The following is a 15,381-nucleotide window of genomic DNA, read 5'->3' on the forward strand; positions in this document are numbered from 1 at the left end:
CGTCCCAGCGTCCCCCGCGCTCGGGACGACTCCATCAGGTAAGAGCGCAGAGGTACCCGTATCAGTACGTCCTCCACCAAAAGATTTCTTGACAATTTTATTTGTCGGTAGCTAGCGTGGGCACCACGAAACGGGAGGAACACCATGAGCAGCATGATCAACTCCGCGGACGGCACCCCCATCGCGTACGAACGCGCAGGCCAGGGCCCGGCGGTCATCCTCGTGGACGGCGCACTCAGCTTCCGCGGCTCCAGCATCAACGGCGGCCTGGCGGAAGCGCTCGCCCCTGACTTCACGGTCTACACCTACGACCGGCGCGGACGGGGCGAGAGCGGCGACACCCAGCCCTACGCCCTCGAACGGGAGGTCGAGGACCTGGCCGCGCTGGTCAAGGAGGCCGGCGACCCGGTCCGCCTGTACGGCACCTCCTCCGGCGCCGCCCTCGCCCTGGCGGCGGTCCAGAGCGGCCTGCCGGTCGAGCGCCTGGCCCTGTACGAGCCCCCGTTCATCGTGGACGGCTCCCGTCCCCCGATCAAGGACGACTACCCGCGACGGCTGGAGGCGCTGGTGGCCGCCGGCCGCCGGGCCGAGGCGGTCAGGCTGTTCATGCGCGAGGGGGTCGGCCTGCCGGCGATCGTGGTGGCGATGATGCGGTTCATGCCCGCGTGGGCCACGCTCAAGGCCGTGGCGCACACCCTGCCGTACGACACCGCGATCGTCTTCCCGTACCAGCGGGGGGTGGCGTACCCGGCGGGCGCGTGGGCGTCGGTGACCGTCCCGACGCTCGTCGCCGACGGCGGGAAGAGCCCGCGGTGGATGCGCGACTCCGTCGCCGCGCTGGCCGAGGCGCTGCCCGCGGCCGACCACCGCACGCTCGACGGGCAGACCCACATCGTCAAGCCGGCGGCCCTCGCGCCGGTGTTGCGGGAGTTCTTCGCCTGAGGGCCGCCGGTCAGGCGGAGACGGTCGGGTTCTTCGCCTGAGGGCCGCCGGTCAGGCCGAGACGGCGTCGAGCCAGCGGGTCCAGGCGGTTTCCAGGGCCTCGCCGTCCACCGGGGCGTAGGCGTGGTGCTCCACCACCGCCATGCCGCGTCCCTGGACGAACATGTACAGGCCGTCGTCCGTACGGACCGCCACGAACGTGCCAGGGACGGTCACCCACTCCACGACGCCCCGCTCCGGCGCCCGCCCCTCGACCGCGACCGTCACCTTCTCCCCCGCCACCGGACGTCCGGCGACGCCGAGCGCGGCCCCGAGCTCGGCCCAGAACCGCTCCTCCGACGCGCACGGCCCGGCCAGGAACAGGTTGTGGGTGGAGATCCTGCCGGGGAAGTGCCTGAGGTATACGGCCAGCTTGTACAGGTACTGGAGGTCGCCGCGCTCAAGGTCGTCGTACTCCGACTCCCAGTCGTCGCCGAGGAAGCCGCTGTGGACGAAGCGGAGCACCGTGCTGCCCGAGCCGCGGGCCTCCAGCAGGTACTCGAAGGCCATGAACGTGCCGTCGGGGTTCTCCACGCCGCGGTGGGCCAGGCGCCTGCCCGGCTCCCAGGCGGTCACCACCGACTCGGTGGCGACGTCGGCGCCGAAGGTCTGCGTGCCCCGGCCGCCTTCGCGCGGTTCCAGTTCGGTACGGCCCATGAACCACGAGTCGATGCCCGGGCCCTCCGCGATGGCCTGCCAGACGACGTCGGGGGCGGCGTCCAGCGGGATCTCGTGGCGGATCTCGAACTCGTGCGGCATGGCGGTCTCCCTGTCACGACCCGGCGCGGTGTGCGGCCGACGATCGCACCGACAATATCGCTTGTCAAGCCGACTACTGTTGTCGGCATGCCTCTGGGGCGTGCGAGCGAGGGGCATCCCTCTTGAGAGCGAGGCGCGGGATCGCCCGTCCCGGCGATCACATCCGGAGCGGAAAACCGCAGGATAAGTGCATCGCCCCGCCGCTTGAGGAGAACCCCTGATGAACACCCGCGCCGCCTTCGTGGCCGCCCCGCTGCTCGTCCTGTCGTACGGCGTGATCCGGATCGTCGACGGCCTGGACGGGAGCCGAGGGCCGGGGTTGGCCTGGACGGCCGGCCATCTCGCCTTTCTTGCCGCTCTCGCCCTGTTCGTCGTGATATTTCGGGAAATGTGGCGGATGCTGGGTCGCAACCGCATCGCCACCACCAGCCTCGTGGTCGGCCTGGTGGGCATCGCGTGCGCGGCCGCGCAGTTCCTGATCGACATCGTCGTCGGGTTCATGGCCGCCGACCACGACGCGATGTCCCCGCTGTTCGACCAGGTCCAGGCGGTGCCGGGGGTGTCGCTCGCGGTCTACGCCGCCGGTCCGGTCCTGTTCTACCTCGCCCAGCTGGCCCTGGTCGTCCAGCTCGCCGCGCGGCGGCAGGTCAAGCTCTGGACCCCCGTCCTCGTCCTGCTCGACTTCGCCCTCCCGATCCTGGAGAAGGACCTGATCCCGCTCGGCGCCGTGTGCATGCTGGTGTCGTTCTGGCCGCTGGCCCGCCGCCAGGACCAGGCCGGCGCCCGGCATGCGCTCGTCCATGCGTGAGGAACAATGGGACCCCGTGTCCGATCTGACGCTTGTCGACGTCTTTCGTCGCCGGCTCCGAGCGCTCCCCCACCTCTGGGTGGACGGGGCGCTCGCCCTGTTGATCGCCCTCGTCCAGACCTGGCCGCTGATCTCCAGCCATGACCCGTACGGCGGCCGATGGGACTGGTGGGGGTACGTGATCGCGATCGGCGCCTCGCTGCCCGTCGTCTGGCGGCGCCGGTGGCCGGTGACCATGCTGATCGTCAGCCTGGCCGTGGGCGCGCTCTACGACTTCGCCGACAACGTCGCCCGCCAGCCCATCTGGTACGGCGCGCTCGTCGTCTTCTACACGGTCGCCGCGTACTCGCCCCGCCTGCCCAGGGTCGTCATGCTCGTCGTGACGCTCGTCGGCGGCCTGACCTCCGTCGGCTCGTGGGAGACCGCGATGCGCGGGGTCGCCCTGTTCACCGCCGCCTACGCCATCGGCCGCGCGGCGGCCACGTCCCGCGCCCACGCCGCCGAGCTGGCCGAGCGCGCGGCCCGGCTCGAAAGGGAGCGTCAGTTGGAAGCCGAGCGCGCGGCCGAACGCGAGCGGGCCAGGATCGCCCGCGACATGCACGACATCCTGGCCCACGCGGTCAGCCTCATGGTGGTCCAGGCCGAGGCGGGGCCCGTCGTGGTGCGCAGCAACCCGGCCAGGGCCGAGGCCGCCTTCGACGCCATCGCCGCCGCGGGCCGGGACGCGATGGTGCAGCTGCGCCGCATGCTCGGCGTACTGAAGGAGGACGAGCCGCAGGCGCCGCGGGCGCCGCAGCCGACCCTCGCGGACCTGCCCGCGCTGGCCCGCCAGGTGGCGGGCACCGGCCTGGACGTGAGCTTCGCCGAGTCCGGCGAGCCCGGCCCGATCGGCCCCGACAGCGCGCTGGCCGCCTACCGGATCACGCAGGAAGCGCTCACCAACATCGTCAAGCACTCCGGCGCCGACCGCGCCGAGATCCGGCTCACCTGGGAGGACGACCACCTGATGATCGACGTCACGGACAACGGGCGCGGCGGCGGCCCCGCGCTGCCCTCGGGCGGCAACGGCCTGATCGGCATGCGCGAACGGGCCGCGGCCTGCGGCGGCAGCGCGACCGTCGGCCCGCGCGCGGACGGGCCCGGCTTCGCCGTGTCGGCGCGGCTGCCGCTGGAGGCCGGACGATGAGCGTGCGCGTCGTGGTGGCCGACGACCAGGAGCTGGTCAGAGGCGGGTTCGCGATGATCCTCGACGCCCAGCCCGACATCTCGGTGGTGGCCGAGGCGGGCGACGGGGTCGAGGCCGTGGCCGCCGTACGGGCCCACGAGCCGGACGTGCTGCTGCTCGACATCCGCATGCCCAGGATGGACGGCATCGAGGCGGCCAGGATCGTGTGCGCCGAGACCGCCTGCCGGGTGCTGATGCTGACCACGTTCGACCTGGACGACTACGTGTTCGACGCGCTGCGCGCGGGCGCGAGCGGGTTCCTGCTGAAGGACGTGCGGCGGGACGACCTGGTGACCGCGGTGCGCGTCGTGGCCGCGGGCGAGTCGCTGCTCGCGCCCACGGTGACCAGGAGGCTGATCGCCGAGTTCACCTCACGCCCCGCGACGACCGCCGCCCCCGCGCACACGCTGGAGTCGCTGACCGCCAGGGAGCGCGAGACGTTGCAGCTCATCGCGCGCGGCCTGTCCAACGCGGAGATCGCCCAGGCCATGGTGGTCAGCGAGCACACCGTGAAGACGCACGTCAGCAACGTGCTGAGCAAACTGGGCCTGCGGGACCGCGTGCAGGCGGTGATCGCGGCCTACGAGTCGGGGCTGACCGTTCCCGGGGCGTAACGCGAGGTCCGGGCGGGTAGGCGGCCCATATGACTGAGGGTTTCGACACGGACACGCTCTGGAACGAGTTCCACCGGGCGGTCAACATGAACTCGGAGGAGCTGCGCGGCTACCTGCTCGCCGACGCCTCGGACGAGGAGGGCTTCCCTCCCGATCCCGACATGGGCATCGACGAGCTGGGCAGGGGCGTGCTGCACGTCCTGAGCAAGCGGAAGGGCGACCTGACCAAGGCCGACCTGGACGTGATGCGTCAGGTCGTCGAGCTGGTCGAGACCATGGGCGACCGGACGGACGACGACTCGCGGCGCGAGCTCATGTCCGTCGGGCACGACCCTCTCAGGGCATAACGTCCCGAATTCAACAAATGGTGGATGTGGGGCGACGCAAAGTGATGAAATGTGCGAAGCCGACTTCGTCCGAGGAGATCCGTTGAGAGACAACCTCGACCTCGCCGCGAGCGCCCAGCAGCTGGCCGACGCCGCCCCGACGGGATCGATCGACCGCGCCGCCGCCTCGTCCGTGGCCATCACGCTGGCCACGACGCGTGACATCGCCGACGCGCGGCAGGCCCTCGACGGGTTGACCCCGGAGGAGGTGCGCCAGGCGGCGCTCACCCTGTTCGACCGCCTCTCGGAGAGCTGACCTCACCGTTCGGGACCGCTCGGACCGGGTGAAGCCTGGCGATCCGCTCGGACCGGGTGAAGCCTGGCGATCCGCTCGGACCGGGTGAGGGCGGGCGATCCGCTCGGACCGGGCGAAGCCGGGTGATCTGCTTGGACCGGGTGACGGCGGGCGGGCCGTCGGGCGCTCGGCACCGGCCGTCTGCCCGTACGGTGGGGGCATGCGGATCGGGGTCCTCGGGCCGCTCCAGGTGGCTGGGGCCGAGATCGGCGGCGCCCGGGTGCGCGCCCTGCTCGTCCGTCTGGCGCTCGACCCGGGCCGGGTGGTGACCGCCGAGCGGCTGATCGACGACCTGTGGCCCGGCGAGCCGCCCGCCCACCCGGCCGCGGCGCTCCAGTCGCTGGTCTCGCGGGCCCGCAGGCAGGCGCCCGGGCTGATCTCCTCGCACCCGGCCGGCTACCTGCTGGACGTGCCGCCCGGCGAGGTGGACGCGTCGGCGTTCGAGCTGCTGGTGCGGGCCGGTGACCCGCGCGGCGCGCTGGCGTTGTGGCGCGGGCCCGCGCTGGCGGACGCGGCCGGGCTGGCGTTCGCCGCCGCGCCCGCGGCCCGGCTGGAGGAACTGCGCCTCACGGCCCTGGCCGCCGCGATCACCGCCGACCTGGCGTCCGAGCCGGCGCCCGCCCCCGCCTCCGCGCCCGACTCCGCGCCCGACTCCGTCCTCGCGCCCGAGCCGGCGTCCGAGCAGGCGCGGGGCGGACGTGGGGGCGGGCCGGGGGTCGTGGCCGAGCTGGAGGAGCTGGTCGCGGCGCACCGGCTGCGGGAGCCGTTCCACGCCCTGCTCATGCGCGCGCTGGTGGCGCGCGGACGGCGCGGCGAGGCGCTGGAGGTCTTCGAGCGGATCAGGGCCGACCTCGCCGACGAGCTGGGCGTCGATCCCGGCCCCGAGCTGCGCGCGGCCCACATGGCGGCGTTGCGCGACCCGGCTCCCGCGCCGAGGGGCAACCTGCCCGCCCGGCTCACCGGTTTCGTCGGCCGGGCCGGCGACGTCGCCCGGCTGCACGCCCTGCTGGGCGGCCCGGACGAGCGGCTGGTCACGCTGGTCGGCCCCGGCGGCGTGGGCAAGACCCGCCTGGCGCTGGAGGCGGCCGGCGGCCTCGACGTGCCCGACGGCGTGTGGCTGGTCGAGCTGGCCTCCGCCACCGGGGTGCGGGCCGCGGTCGAGAGCGTCCTGCGGACGACCGACGTGGTCCGGGCGCTGCGCGGCACGTCGCCGCTCATCGTGCTGGACAACTGCGAGCACGTCGTGGAGGAGGCCGCCACGGTCGCGCGGTGGCTGCTGTCGGAGGTCGCCGGGCTGCGCCTCCTGGCCACCAGCAGGGAGCCGCTCGACATCCCCGGCGAGGTGCTGCATCCCGTCCTGCCGCTGCCCGAGGCCGCGGAGCTGTTCCTGGCGCGGGCCGCGGCGGCCAGGCCCGGCCTGGCGGTGAGCGCGGCCGAGGCCGGGCGCATCTGCCGGGAGCTCGACGGCATCCCGCTGGCGATCGAGCTGGCCGCCGCCCGGCTGCGCACGATGCCGGTGTCCGTGCTGGTCCGGCAGCTCGGCGACCGGCTGGCCTTTCGCGGGGGACGTACGTCCGAGCCGCGTCATCGTACGTTGCGCGACGTCATCGACTGGAGCTGGAACCTGCTGTCGGCGCCGGAGCGGGAGCTGCTGCGCGGGCTGACCGTCTTCTCCGGCGGCGCGACGTACGAGGCCGTCGCGGAGGTGTGCGGCGGCGACCCGGACGATCTCGCCTCGCTCGTGGACAAGTCGCTCGTCTCGGTCTCCGGCGACCGCTACTCGATGCTGGCCACCATCAGGCAGTACGCCGCCGCCGACCTGCCCGCCCTCCGGCAGGCCCACGCCCGCTACTACACCCGGCTGGCCGAGACCGCCGACCCGCTCCTGCGTACCGGCGAGCAGCTCGCCTGGCTGGCGGTGCTGGACGCCGAGCAGGACAACCTCGACGCCGCCCTGCGCCACTCCGACGACCCGCTCAGGCTGATCCTGCCCCGGTTCTGGCCCTGGATCATGCGCGGACGGCGGCGCGAGATGAGCGAGCGGGCGGCGGCCGTGCTGCGCCGGGTCGGGGACGTGCCGCCGCCGGGACGCGAGCTGGCGCACGGGCTGTGCCGGGTGCTCACGGGCGGCGAGCCGACCCCGGCGGTGCTCGGCTCCGACCATCCCGCCGCGCTGAACTTCTGGGCCATGAGCGGCGCGCAGCGCCCGCCCGCCGACGTCGTCGAGCTCACCGAGGACGTCGTCGAGCGCCTGCGCGACTCCCCCGACCTGTGGACGCGCTCGGCCGCGCTGCTGGTCGGCGGCATCGTCCGGTTCGAGTACGGCACGGTCGCGGGCGCGCAGGACCTGCTCGGCCCGGCCCTCGACGGCTTCCGCCGCACCGGCGACCGCTGGGGCCAGTGGGCCTGCCTCTACTGGTTGTCGCTGGTCGCCGAGAACCGGGGCGACTTCGCCGCCGCGCTCGCCCGCGCCGAGGAGCCGGGACGGCTGGCCGCGGAGCTGTCGGGGCTGGACGCGCCGTTCGGCCCGATGACGTTCCTGCTCCGGCTCGGGCAGCTCAAGGCGCGGGCGGGCGACCACGAGGGGGCCGCCGCCACGCTGGCGCAGGCGTGGCGGTCGGCGCTGCGGGCCGAGGACGCGGTGACCCAGGCCAGGGTCCTGCACGCCCGCGCCGAGCTGGCCCGGCGCAGCGGCGACCGGCCGGAGGCGGCCCGGCTGCTCGACCGCGCGCTGACGCTCGACAACGGGGAGGGGCCCGCGCAGTTCAGGGCGTTCATGCAGGTCGAGCTGGCCCGCGTGGCGGAGCCCGGCCCGCCGCTGCGCACGGCGCTGGAGCTGATGGAGACCTGCGGCGACCGGACGGCCCGCGCGACCGTGCTGGAGGGCGCGGCCGAGCACCTGCCGCCCCGGCCGGCGGCCGAGCTGCTGGGCGCGGCCCGCGCGCTGCGCGGCGTCGCCGGCTCAGCCGACCCCGCCCTGGTCGCCCTGGACGGACGGTGCCGCTCCGCCCTCGGCACCGACGCCTTCCACGAGGCTCTGACCAGCGGCGCGGCCCTGCCGAACCCGGAGCGGCACGCATTGTCGCTGCTCGGCTGAGCCCGTCGCGTACGCGGCATCCGCCGCCGGGCCATATGGTCGGGGAAGAGGCCACGGAAACCGACGACGAACCCCTTCTCCGCCGCTCCCGGGACGACCATGGAAAACCTTCCGGTTTCGCGGCGGATACGCGAGGGTTGTGGCAACTTTCCACCGCAATGTGAGGAGATCTGTGGCCAGTCCAAGTGTGGTCGACACCCGGGGCAGTGACTTCGCCCGGCTAGCCCGCCGAATCTCTGACGCCGGTCTCCTCGACCGGCGTCCGGTCTATTACGCGGTGCGGCTGACCATCGTGGTCGCCGCGTACCTCGGCTGCTGGGCGTTGTTCGCCTGGGTGGGCGACTCGTGGTGGCAACTGCTCGTCGCGGTCGCGCTGGCCGTGGTCTTCGCGCAGATCGGCTTCGTCTCCCACGACCTCGGCCACCGCCAGGTGTTCAGGAAGCGGCGGCCGAGCGACGTGACGGGTCTCCTGCTGGGGAACCTCGGCATCGGCCTGGGCTGGGGATGGTGGACCAGCAAGCACAACCGCCACCACTCCAACCCCAACCACGAGGACCACGACCCCGACGTCTCACCCGCGGTCATCGTCTGGTCGGACGACCAGGTGGCGCGCAGCGCGGGCCTGCCGCGTGCCGTCGCGAAGTACCAGGCGTTCCTGTTCTTCCCGCTGCTCACCCTTGAGGCCTGGCACCTGCACATCGCCAGTTTCAAGGCGCTGCTCGCGCCGTCGGCCAAGCGGCCGTGGGCGGAGCTGGCGCTGCTGACCGCCCACGTCGTGCTCTACTTCGGCGCGGTCTTCGCCGTGCTGCCGTTCGGCAAGGCGCTGGTGTTCCTGATCGTGCATCAGGGGCTGTTCGGCCTCTACCTGGGCTCCACGTTCGCGCCCAACCACAAGGGCATGCCCGTCCTGACCAAGAACGACAAGCTGGACTTCCTCCGCAAGCAGGTGCTGACCTCCCGCAACGTCAGGGGCGGCCTGTTCACCGACGTGGCGCTCGGCCAGCTCAACTACCAGATCGAGCACCACCTGTTCCCGAACATGCCCGCGCCCAACCTGCGCAAGGCGCAGCCCATCGTCGAGAGCTACTGCGCCGAGGTCGGCGTCAGCTACCTGCAGACCGGGCTTCTCGCCTCCTACGGCCAGGCCCTGCGCCACCTGCACGAGGTGGGCGCTCCGCTGCGCCGCTGAGCCTCAGCCCTCCTCCTGCGCCCGCCTCTCCAGGTCGGCACGGCGTCGTTCGAGGTCGGCGATCAGCTCGGACTGCTCGTCGGCCTGGGCGATCATGGCCGAGGTCTCGATCTGGTCGGTCGCGCCCATGGTGCCCACCTGGTCGCGCAGGTCCTGGTTCTCCGCCTTCAGCCGGGCCAGGTCCTCTTCGACCTGCCGGAGCTCATCCTTGGTACTCATCTCGGTCAACTACCCCGGCACTCGCAAGACCATACAAAATGGAGCACATGCGTAGATTGTCGGCGAGCACCGCGGTGTCCCTCGCGGTGGTCGCCGTCACGCTCGCCGGCACTCTGGTCGCCGGGCTCAGGAGCGAGCAGTCCTCCGGCGTGCTGGACGTGGTGCTGCCGATCGTGTCGTGCGGCGCGCTGCTGCTGCGGCGGCGCCTTCCCGTCACGTCGCTGATCGTGATCGTCGTGGCGGTGTCCGCCTACTATCCGCTCGCCCGGTTCGACGGGCCGCTGGTCGTGCTGCTGTTCGTGGCCCTCTACACCGCCGCCGACCAGGGACGGCTGGCCGCCGCGATCGCCACTGGGGCCGCCGTGCTGCTGGCGATGGGGTTCGGCGAGGCCCACGGGTCCAGGCACGTGGACAACGGCACGTTCGGCGCGATCACCGGCTGGGTGGTGGCCGCGATCGCGTTCGGCGGGGTCACCAGGAACCGCCGGGCGTACCTTCAGGAGGCGCAGCGGCGCGCGCTGGACGCCGAGCACTCCAAGGAGGAGGAGGCCAGGCGGCGCGCGAGCGAGGAACGCCTGCGCATCGCCAGGGAGCTGCACGACGTGCTCGGGCACAACATCTCCATGATCAACGTGCAGGCGTCGGCCGCGCTGCACGGGCTGGCCAGGCGTCCCGAGAAGGCCGAGGCCGCGCTGCGGACCATCAAGGAGACCAGCAAGGACACGCTGCGCGAGCTGCGCACCACGCTGGGGGTGCTGCGCCAGGTGGACGAGGACGCGCCGACCAGGCCCGCTGACAGCCTGGCGCGGCTGCCGGACCTGGTCGCGGCGTCGGGGCTGGAGGTGGCCGTCGAGCCGTCCGGGCCGCTGGACGCCGTGCCGACCGAGGTCGACCTGGCCGCCGCCCGCATCATCAAGGAGTCGCTGACCAACGTCGCCCGCCATTCCGGCACGACGAAGGCCACCCTCTCCGTCAGCAACGCGTCCGGGAACCTCCTGATCCGGGTCGAGGACGACGGCCCGGGCGCCACGTACACCGAAGGCAGCGGCTTCGGCCTGCAGGGCATGCGCGAGCGCGCCGCCGCGCTCGGCGGCGACCTGGAGGCCGGCCCGCGCCCCGAGGGCGGCTTCCGCGTCGTCGCCCGCCTGCCACTGAACGGAGTCCGATGATCCGCGTACTGCTCGCCGACGACCAGACCCTGGTCCGCGCCGGGTTCCGGTCGATTCTCTCCGACGAGGACGACATCGAGGTCGTCGGCGAGGCCGGCACCGGCGCGGCGGCCGTGGCGGGCGCCCACGAGCACCGGCCCGACGTCGTGCTCATGGACATCCGCATGCCCGAGCTCGACGGCCTGGAGGCCACCCGGCGCATCGCGGGCGACCCGCGGCTCGATGGCGTCAAGGTCATCATCCTGACCACCTTCGACCTGGACGACTACGTCTACGGCGCGCTGCGCGCGGGGGCGGGCGGGTTCCTGGTCAAGGACACCGAGCCGGCCGAGCTGATCCACGCGGTCCGGGTCGTGGCCAGGGGCGACGCGCTGATCTCGCCGTCGGTGACGCGGCGGCTGATCGCCGAGTTCGCCGGCCGGGTCAAGCGGCCGGAGCCGGGTCCCGCGCTCAACGCGCTCACCGAGCGCGAGCGCGAGGTGATGGGGCTGGTGGCGGCCGGGCTGTCCAACGACGAGATCGCCGCCCGGCTGGTGCTCAGCCCCGCCACGGCGAAGACGCACGTCAGCCGCATCATGACCAAGCTCGGCGTGCGCGACAGGGCCCAGCTCGTGGTGGTCGCCTACGAGGCCGGGATGATCACGCCGGGCTGGCTTACAACCTGAGTCGTACGTCTGCGGTGATCTTCGGCCCGTGGTTGTACGCCCGATTGCAGACCCGGGCATGACGCGGTGGATCATGCCGTGCCGCCAGGCTCTCGGCATGGACACCGTCGACCTCGCCCGGCTGCAGTTCGCGTTCACCGCGGGCGCGCACTTCCTCTTCGTCGCGCTGACGCTCGGCCTGGCGACGCTGGTGGCCGTCGTCCAGACCCGGGCCACGTTCAGCGGCGACCCCGTCCACCTGCGGATGACGAGGTTCTGGGGGCAGCTCTACATCATCAACTACGCCATGGGCATCGTCACCGGGCTGGTCATGGAGTTCCAGCTCGGCCTGTCGTGGAGCGGGCTGACCGACTACGCGGGCAACGTCTTCGGCGCCTCGCTGGCGATCGAGACGCTGGTGGCCTTCTTCGTCGAGGCCACGTTCCTGGGCCTGTGGATCTTCGGCTGGCACCGGCTGAACCGCTGGGCGCACCTGGCGCTGATCTGGGTCGTCACGCTCACCGCGTACGCGTCGGCGTTCTGGATCATGATCTCCAACGGCTTCCTGCAGAACCCGGTGGGCCATGCCGTCGAGGGCGGCCGGCTGCGGCTCACCGACTTCGGGGCGATGATCGCCAATCCGGCCGCGCAGATCGCGTTCGGGCACGTCATGGGCGGCGCGATGATCGTCGGCGGGTTCTTCATGGCCGGGGTGAGCGCCTACCACCTGCGCAGACGCACCGCCGAGCACGACCTGTTCAGGAAGTCGCTGCGGATCGGCGTCGGCGTCGCGCTGCCGGCCTCGTTCTTCACGGTGACGTTCGGCGGGCTCGGGTTCCAGACCCTCCAGCCGTCCAAGGCGGCGGCCTGGACGGGGAAGGCCGAGCGGCTGGCCGCCGTGCAGGCGGACATGGCGGCCAGGTTCGGGCCGGGCGACTACCTGCCTGCGACCGGCTGGGTGCAGGGAGCCGGCATCACGATGATGATCCTCTGGGTGGTGATGACCGTCGTGGCGGGGCTGAGCCTGCCGCTGACGTTCTTCCGGCCGGTCGTGCGCGGCTTCCGGGCCTGGCACCTGCTGCTGACGCTGATGATCCCCGTGCCGTTCGTCACCATGCTCGCCGGGTGGACCTTCCGCGAGATGGGCCGCCAGCCGTGGGTGGTCTACGGGCTGCTGCGGACGTCCGAGGCCATGTCGCCGGTGACGGCGGGCCAGATGCGGCTGTCGCTGACGGCGTTCGTGTCGGTGTTCACGGTGCTGATCGCGGTCAACTACTGGCTGCTGGCCCGGACGGCCCGGCGCGGGCCCGGCGCGGTCGCGCTCGGCGCCCTTCCGGCCGAGACCCCCGTCCCCGTCCCGGCGTTCTGAGGGAGCCGATCATGGAGATCTTCGTCCTGGCCTTCTTCGCCCTCGGCTACCTCGTGCTGGGCGGGGCCGACATCGGGGTCGGCATGGCGCTGCCGTACCTCGGGCGGTCGGCGGGCGAGCGGCGCGAGGTGATCGCCGCGATCGCGCCGTTCTTCCTCGGCAACGAAGTGTGGCTGGTGGCCTCGGCCGGGGTGCTCGCGGGGCTCTTCCCCGACCTGGAGGGCCACCTGCTGAGCGACAACTACGCGGTGATCGTCGCGCTGCTCGTCACGTGGGTGGTCAGGGACATGGGCCTGTGGCTGCGGGGGCGGGTGCCCGGGGCGCGCTGGCAGGCGTTCTGGGACGGCGGGATCGTGGCCGGGAGCTGGGGGCTGGCGCTGAGCTGGGGGCTGCTGCTCGCCGAGGTGCTGCTCGGCATCCAGGGGCCGCTCGTGCTGCTGGCCGCGCTGGTGGTGGCGGCGCTGTTCGCGGTGCACGGGCTGGCGTTCGCGGCGCTGCGGCTGCGCGGATCGCTGCGGGAGCGGGCCGGGGTGTTGTCCGGCGAGGCGGGCGAGGGCCGCACGTACGCGCTGACGGCCGGGGCGCTGCTGGTGGTCGGGGTGCTGGCCGGGCTGCGGCTGCCGCTGGTGGCGGGGTCGTCGGGGGCGCTGCTGACGCCGGTGATCCTCGCCCTGATCCCGCTGCTGGTCGCCTCGCAGGGATGGGTGTGGTGGACGTTCCGGCACCGGGTGAGCGGGCCCTCGTACCTGTGAGCAGCGCGGGTCCGTCCGGCCTGGGGCCAGGCGGGCCCTCGTACCTGTGAGCAGCGCGGGCCCGTCCGGCCTGGGGCCAGGCGGGTGGCCGGGGCGGGCACCCGCCTGGCGTCGGGGTCAGAACAGCGGGGCGCCGTCTCGGGTCAGCCGCCAGTTGGCGGAGGCGAAGTCGGCGGGGTTGATCGTGCCCTTGGCGGTGGCGTACTCGATCAGCGCCTGGCGGATCTCCACCTGCGCGTTGTACAGCACGGGAGCGGTGGTGACGTGCGGGAAGCCGCCGCCGCCCGACTGGCGGTAGTTGTTGATCGCGACCACGAACTCCTTGCCAGCCGGGATCGGCGCGCCCTCGAAGGTGAGGTTGGCGATGCGCTGCCCGGCGGGCTTGGCCACGTCGATGTCGTAGGAGACGCCCGAGAGCTGGTCGTAGTTGTAGTCCGGGGTGTTGCCGGCGTTGGTCAGCTTGGCGACGTCCACCGGGTCGCCCGGGTTGAGCTGGTTGAAGTACCGGGCCGAGTACTCCAGGTAGTCCTTGATCTGGGCGCCGGTCAGCTTGATCGCCAGCAGCGTGTTGTCGTAGACGTAGAGCCCGGCCACGTCCCTGACCCGCACGTCACCGGCGGGGAAGACGGCGGTGCGGCTGAACGGCGCGGCGATCGACAGCACCGGCAGCGTGTTGCCCGGCAGGGCGGCCTTCACGGTCTCGGTCTGCACCTGCTGGATGTAGTCCAGGATCGGCGTGTCCTTGTACGGCGACTCGGCCGCCGACAGCTCCTCGGCCGACTTGGCGACGACCTTGTTGACGTAGCCGACCGTGGTGTCGTGCTGCGGCTTGAGCAGCGAGACGATCTTCGGGTCCTCCGTCACCGTGTTGGTGTTGAGCGTGGCCGAGCTCTTGCCGGTCACGACCCACTTCCCGCGCTGCTTGGTGAGGGTGAAGTCGAGCCGCGACAGGCGCTGGCCCCACTTGCCCGGCTCGGTGAGCAGCACCTGCTGCCCGGTGGTCCTGTTGGTCACGAAGCGCTGGGCGACCTCGTTGTGGGCGTGCCCGAACAGCACCGCGTCGATGCCCGGCACCTGCTCGGCGACCATCGCCGAGGCGTTCTCCACGGGCAGGTCGGTGCCGTAGGAGGACATGCCGCTGTCGCCGGCGTGCGCGGTCACCACGACCACGTCCGCGCCGAGGCCGCGGATGACCGGCACCCACTTCCTGGCCGACTCGACCAGGTCGGTGAAGCGCAGCTTGCCCTCGACGTTCGCCTTGTCCCAGATGGCCACCCCGGGGTTGGTCAGGCCGAGCACGCCGACCTTGATCGGCTTGTCGCCCTTGACCTTCATGGTCTTGATCACGAACGGCCGGTACGCCGGCAGCCCGCTCCCGGCGTGCACGGCGTTGGCGCCCAGCACCGGCGCCCGCATCTGCCTGATCCAGGTGGCCAGCAGCGGCAGACCGTAGTTGAACTCGTGGTTCCCGAGGGTGACGGCGTCGTAGCCGATGGCGTTCATGGCCTTGGCCATCGGGTGGGTCTGCCCGGTCTCGGTGATCGGCTCGACCTTGGCGTAGTAGTAGGCCAGGGGCGTGCCCTGGATCGTGTCACCCGAGTCGAACAGCAGCGTGTGGTCCGCCCCGCGCTCGGCCCTGACCTTGTTGACCAGCGACGACACCTGGGCCAGGCCGATGGTGTTGCCCTGCTTGTCGGCGTAGGCGGCGTCCTTGAAGTAGTCCCAGTTGAGGGCGTTGCTGTGGATGTCCGACGTCCCCATCACGGTGACGGTGACGCTCTTGTCCCCGCTCGCGTGGGCGGGGAGCGCCACCAGGGCCAGCGCGGTCAGCGCGGCGGCCCCTGTGGCGGCGAGCTTCTTGGTCTGCATGTGCC

15 protein-coding genes are annotated in these 15,381 nt (G+C 72.4%); 12 read left to right on the forward strand and 3 right to left on the reverse strand.

Annotation, left to right across the window (positions count from 1 at the left end; genetic code table 11):
* The first annotated feature begins 153 nt into the window (after positions 1-153).
* Complete coding sequence (locus ACIBQ8_RS17980; RefSeq protein ID WP_397192475.1) at positions 154-942, forward strand: alpha/beta fold hydrolase; 789 nt, start codon at positions 154-156, stop codon at positions 940-942.
* Positions 943-993: 51 nt separating this feature from the next.
* On the opposite strand, the gene ACIBQ8_RS17985 is transcribed toward ACIBQ8_RS17980, so the two are convergent.
* Positions 994-1,740, reverse strand: coding sequence for an SRPBCC domain-containing protein (locus tag ACIBQ8_RS17985; RefSeq protein ID WP_397179509.1), 747 nt, complete (start codon positions 1,738-1,740; stop codon positions 994-996).
* A 220-nt stretch (positions 1,741-1,960) separates the two neighbouring features.
* Between ACIBQ8_RS17985 and ACIBQ8_RS17990 the strand changes: the two genes are divergently transcribed.
* The 7 genes from ACIBQ8_RS17990 to ACIBQ8_RS18020 all read left to right on the forward strand — a co-directional run bounded on the left by ACIBQ8_RS17990 (position 1,961) and on the right by ACIBQ8_RS18020 (position 9,354).
* A complete protein-coding gene (locus tag ACIBQ8_RS17990; protein ID WP_397192476.1) occupies positions 1,961-2,548 on the forward strand; it encodes a hypothetical protein in 588 nt (195 codons plus the stop codon).
* Positions 2,549-2,564: 16 nt separating this feature from the next.
* Positions 2,565-3,734: a sensor histidine kinase gene (locus ACIBQ8_RS17995; RefSeq protein ID WP_397192477.1), complete on the forward strand. Its 1,170-nt coding sequence runs from the start codon at positions 2,565-2,567 to the stop codon at positions 3,732-3,734.
* On the forward strand, positions 3,731-4,387 hold the full coding sequence (locus ACIBQ8_RS18000) for a response regulator (RefSeq protein WP_397179506.1): 657 nt from the start codon (positions 3,731-3,733) through the stop codon (positions 4,385-4,387). Before ACIBQ8_RS17995 ends, ACIBQ8_RS18000 begins: the two co-directional genes overlap by 4 nt.
* Before the next feature lie 29 nt (positions 4,388-4,416).
* A complete protein-coding gene (locus ACIBQ8_RS18005; RefSeq protein WP_352323139.1) occupies positions 4,417-4,734 on the forward strand; it encodes a DUF3140 domain-containing protein in 318 nt (105 codons plus the stop codon).
* 82 nt (positions 4,735-4,816) lie between these two features.
* A complete protein-coding gene (locus tag ACIBQ8_RS18010; RefSeq protein WP_352323140.1) occupies positions 4,817-5,029 on the forward strand; it encodes a hypothetical protein in 213 nt (70 codons plus the stop codon).
* A gap of 199 nt (positions 5,030-5,228) precedes the next feature.
* Entirely contained in the window at positions 5,229-8,165 is a 2,937-nt protein-coding gene (locus tag ACIBQ8_RS18015) for an AfsR/SARP family transcriptional regulator (RefSeq protein ID WP_397192478.1), read from the forward strand.
* A gap of 172 nt (positions 8,166-8,337) precedes the next feature.
* Entirely contained in the window at positions 8,338-9,354 is a 1,017-nt protein-coding gene (locus ACIBQ8_RS18020) for a fatty acid desaturase family protein (protein WP_397179504.1), read from the forward strand.
* A 3-nt stretch (positions 9,355-9,357) separates the two neighbouring features.
* Here ACIBQ8_RS18020 and ACIBQ8_RS18025 read toward each other — a convergent pair whose 3' ends face one another.
* Positions 9,358-9,573 (reverse strand): hypothetical protein, encoded by a 216-nt coding sequence (locus ACIBQ8_RS18025; RefSeq protein ID WP_397179503.1) that lies wholly within the window; start codon positions 9,571-9,573, stop codon positions 9,358-9,360.
* Between the two features lie 47 nt (positions 9,574-9,620).
* On the opposite strand from ACIBQ8_RS18025, the gene ACIBQ8_RS18030 reads away from it, so the two are divergent.
* From ACIBQ8_RS18030 to ACIBQ8_RS18045, 4 genes are all read left to right on the forward strand, one after another.
* Positions 9,621-10,742, forward strand: a complete 1,122-nt coding sequence (locus ACIBQ8_RS18030; protein WP_397192479.1) for a sensor histidine kinase — start codon at positions 9,621-9,623, stop codon at positions 10,740-10,742.
* On the forward strand, positions 10,739-11,407 hold the full coding sequence (locus ACIBQ8_RS18035; protein WP_397179501.1) for a response regulator: 669 nt from the start codon (positions 10,739-10,741) through the stop codon (positions 11,405-11,407). Before ACIBQ8_RS18030 ends, ACIBQ8_RS18035 begins: the two co-directional genes overlap by 4 nt.
* Positions 11,408-11,504: 97 nt before the next feature.
* Positions 11,505-12,755 (forward strand): cytochrome ubiquinol oxidase subunit I, encoded by a 1,251-nt coding sequence (locus ACIBQ8_RS18040; protein WP_397179500.1) that lies wholly within the window; start codon positions 11,505-11,507, stop codon positions 12,753-12,755.
* 11 nt (positions 12,756-12,766) lie between these two features.
* Positions 12,767-13,507 carry a cytochrome d ubiquinol oxidase subunit II gene (locus tag ACIBQ8_RS18045; RefSeq protein WP_397192480.1) on the forward strand — a complete coding sequence of 247 codons (741 nt, stop codon included), beginning with the start codon at positions 12,767-12,769 and terminating at the stop codon, positions 13,505-13,507.
* 117 nt (positions 13,508-13,624) lie between these two features.
* On the opposite strand, the gene ACIBQ8_RS18050 is transcribed toward ACIBQ8_RS18045, so the two are convergent.
* Complete coding sequence (locus ACIBQ8_RS18050; protein ID WP_397179498.1) at positions 13,625-15,376, reverse strand: bifunctional metallophosphatase/5'-nucleotidase; 1,752 nt, start codon at positions 15,374-15,376, stop codon at positions 13,625-13,627.
* Positions 15,377-15,381 lie beyond the last annotated feature (5 nt).

This window comes from Nonomuraea sp. NPDC049646 (assembly GCF_044465525.1).
GTDB lineage: Bacteria > Actinomycetota > Actinomycetes > Streptosporangiales > Streptosporangiaceae > Nonomuraea.

Bases quoted from the DNA above. Each gene is read 5' to 3' on its own strand.
- ACIBQ8_RS18005 (WP_352323139.1), top strand. From the start codon at position 4,417: ATGACTGAGGGTTTCGACACGGACACGCTCTGGAACGAGTTCCACCGG.
- ACIBQ8_RS18030 (WP_397192479.1), top strand. From the start codon at position 9,621: ATGCGTAGATTGTCGGCGAGCACCGCGGTGTCCCTCGCGGTGGTCGCC.
- ACIBQ8_RS17990 (WP_397192476.1), top strand. From the start codon at position 1,961: ATGAACACCCGCGCCGCCTTCGTGGCCGCCCCGCTGCTCGTCCTGTCG.
- ACIBQ8_RS18025 (WP_397179503.1), bottom strand. From the start codon at position 9,573: ATGAGTACCAAGGATGAGCTCCGGCAGGTCGAAGAGGACCTGGCCCGG.
- ACIBQ8_RS18050 (WP_397179498.1), bottom strand. From the start codon at position 15,376: ATGCAGACCAAGAAGCTCGCCGCCACAGGGGCCGCCGCGCTGACCGCG.
- ACIBQ8_RS17985 (WP_397179509.1), bottom strand. From the start codon at position 1,740: ATGCCGCACGAGTTCGAGATCCGCCACGAGATCCCGCTGGACGCCGCC.
- ACIBQ8_RS17980 (WP_397192475.1), top strand. From the start codon at position 154: ATGATCAACTCCGCGGACGGCACCCCCATCGCGTACGAACGCGCAGGC.
- ACIBQ8_RS18000 (WP_397179506.1), top strand. From the start codon at position 3,731: ATGAGCGTGCGCGTCGTGGTGGCCGACGACCAGGAGCTGGTCAGAGGC.
- ACIBQ8_RS18040 (WP_397179500.1), top strand. From the start codon at position 11,505: ATGGACACCGTCGACCTCGCCCGGCTGCAGTTCGCGTTCACCGCGGGC.
- ACIBQ8_RS18045 (WP_397192480.1), top strand. From the start codon at position 12,767: ATGGAGATCTTCGTCCTGGCCTTCTTCGCCCTCGGCTACCTCGTGCTG.
- ACIBQ8_RS18035 (WP_397179501.1), top strand. From the start codon at position 10,739: ATGATCCGCGTACTGCTCGCCGACGACCAGACCCTGGTCCGCGCCGGG.
- ACIBQ8_RS18015 (WP_397192478.1), top strand. From the start codon at position 5,229: ATGCGGATCGGGGTCCTCGGGCCGCTCCAGGTGGCTGGGGCCGAGATC.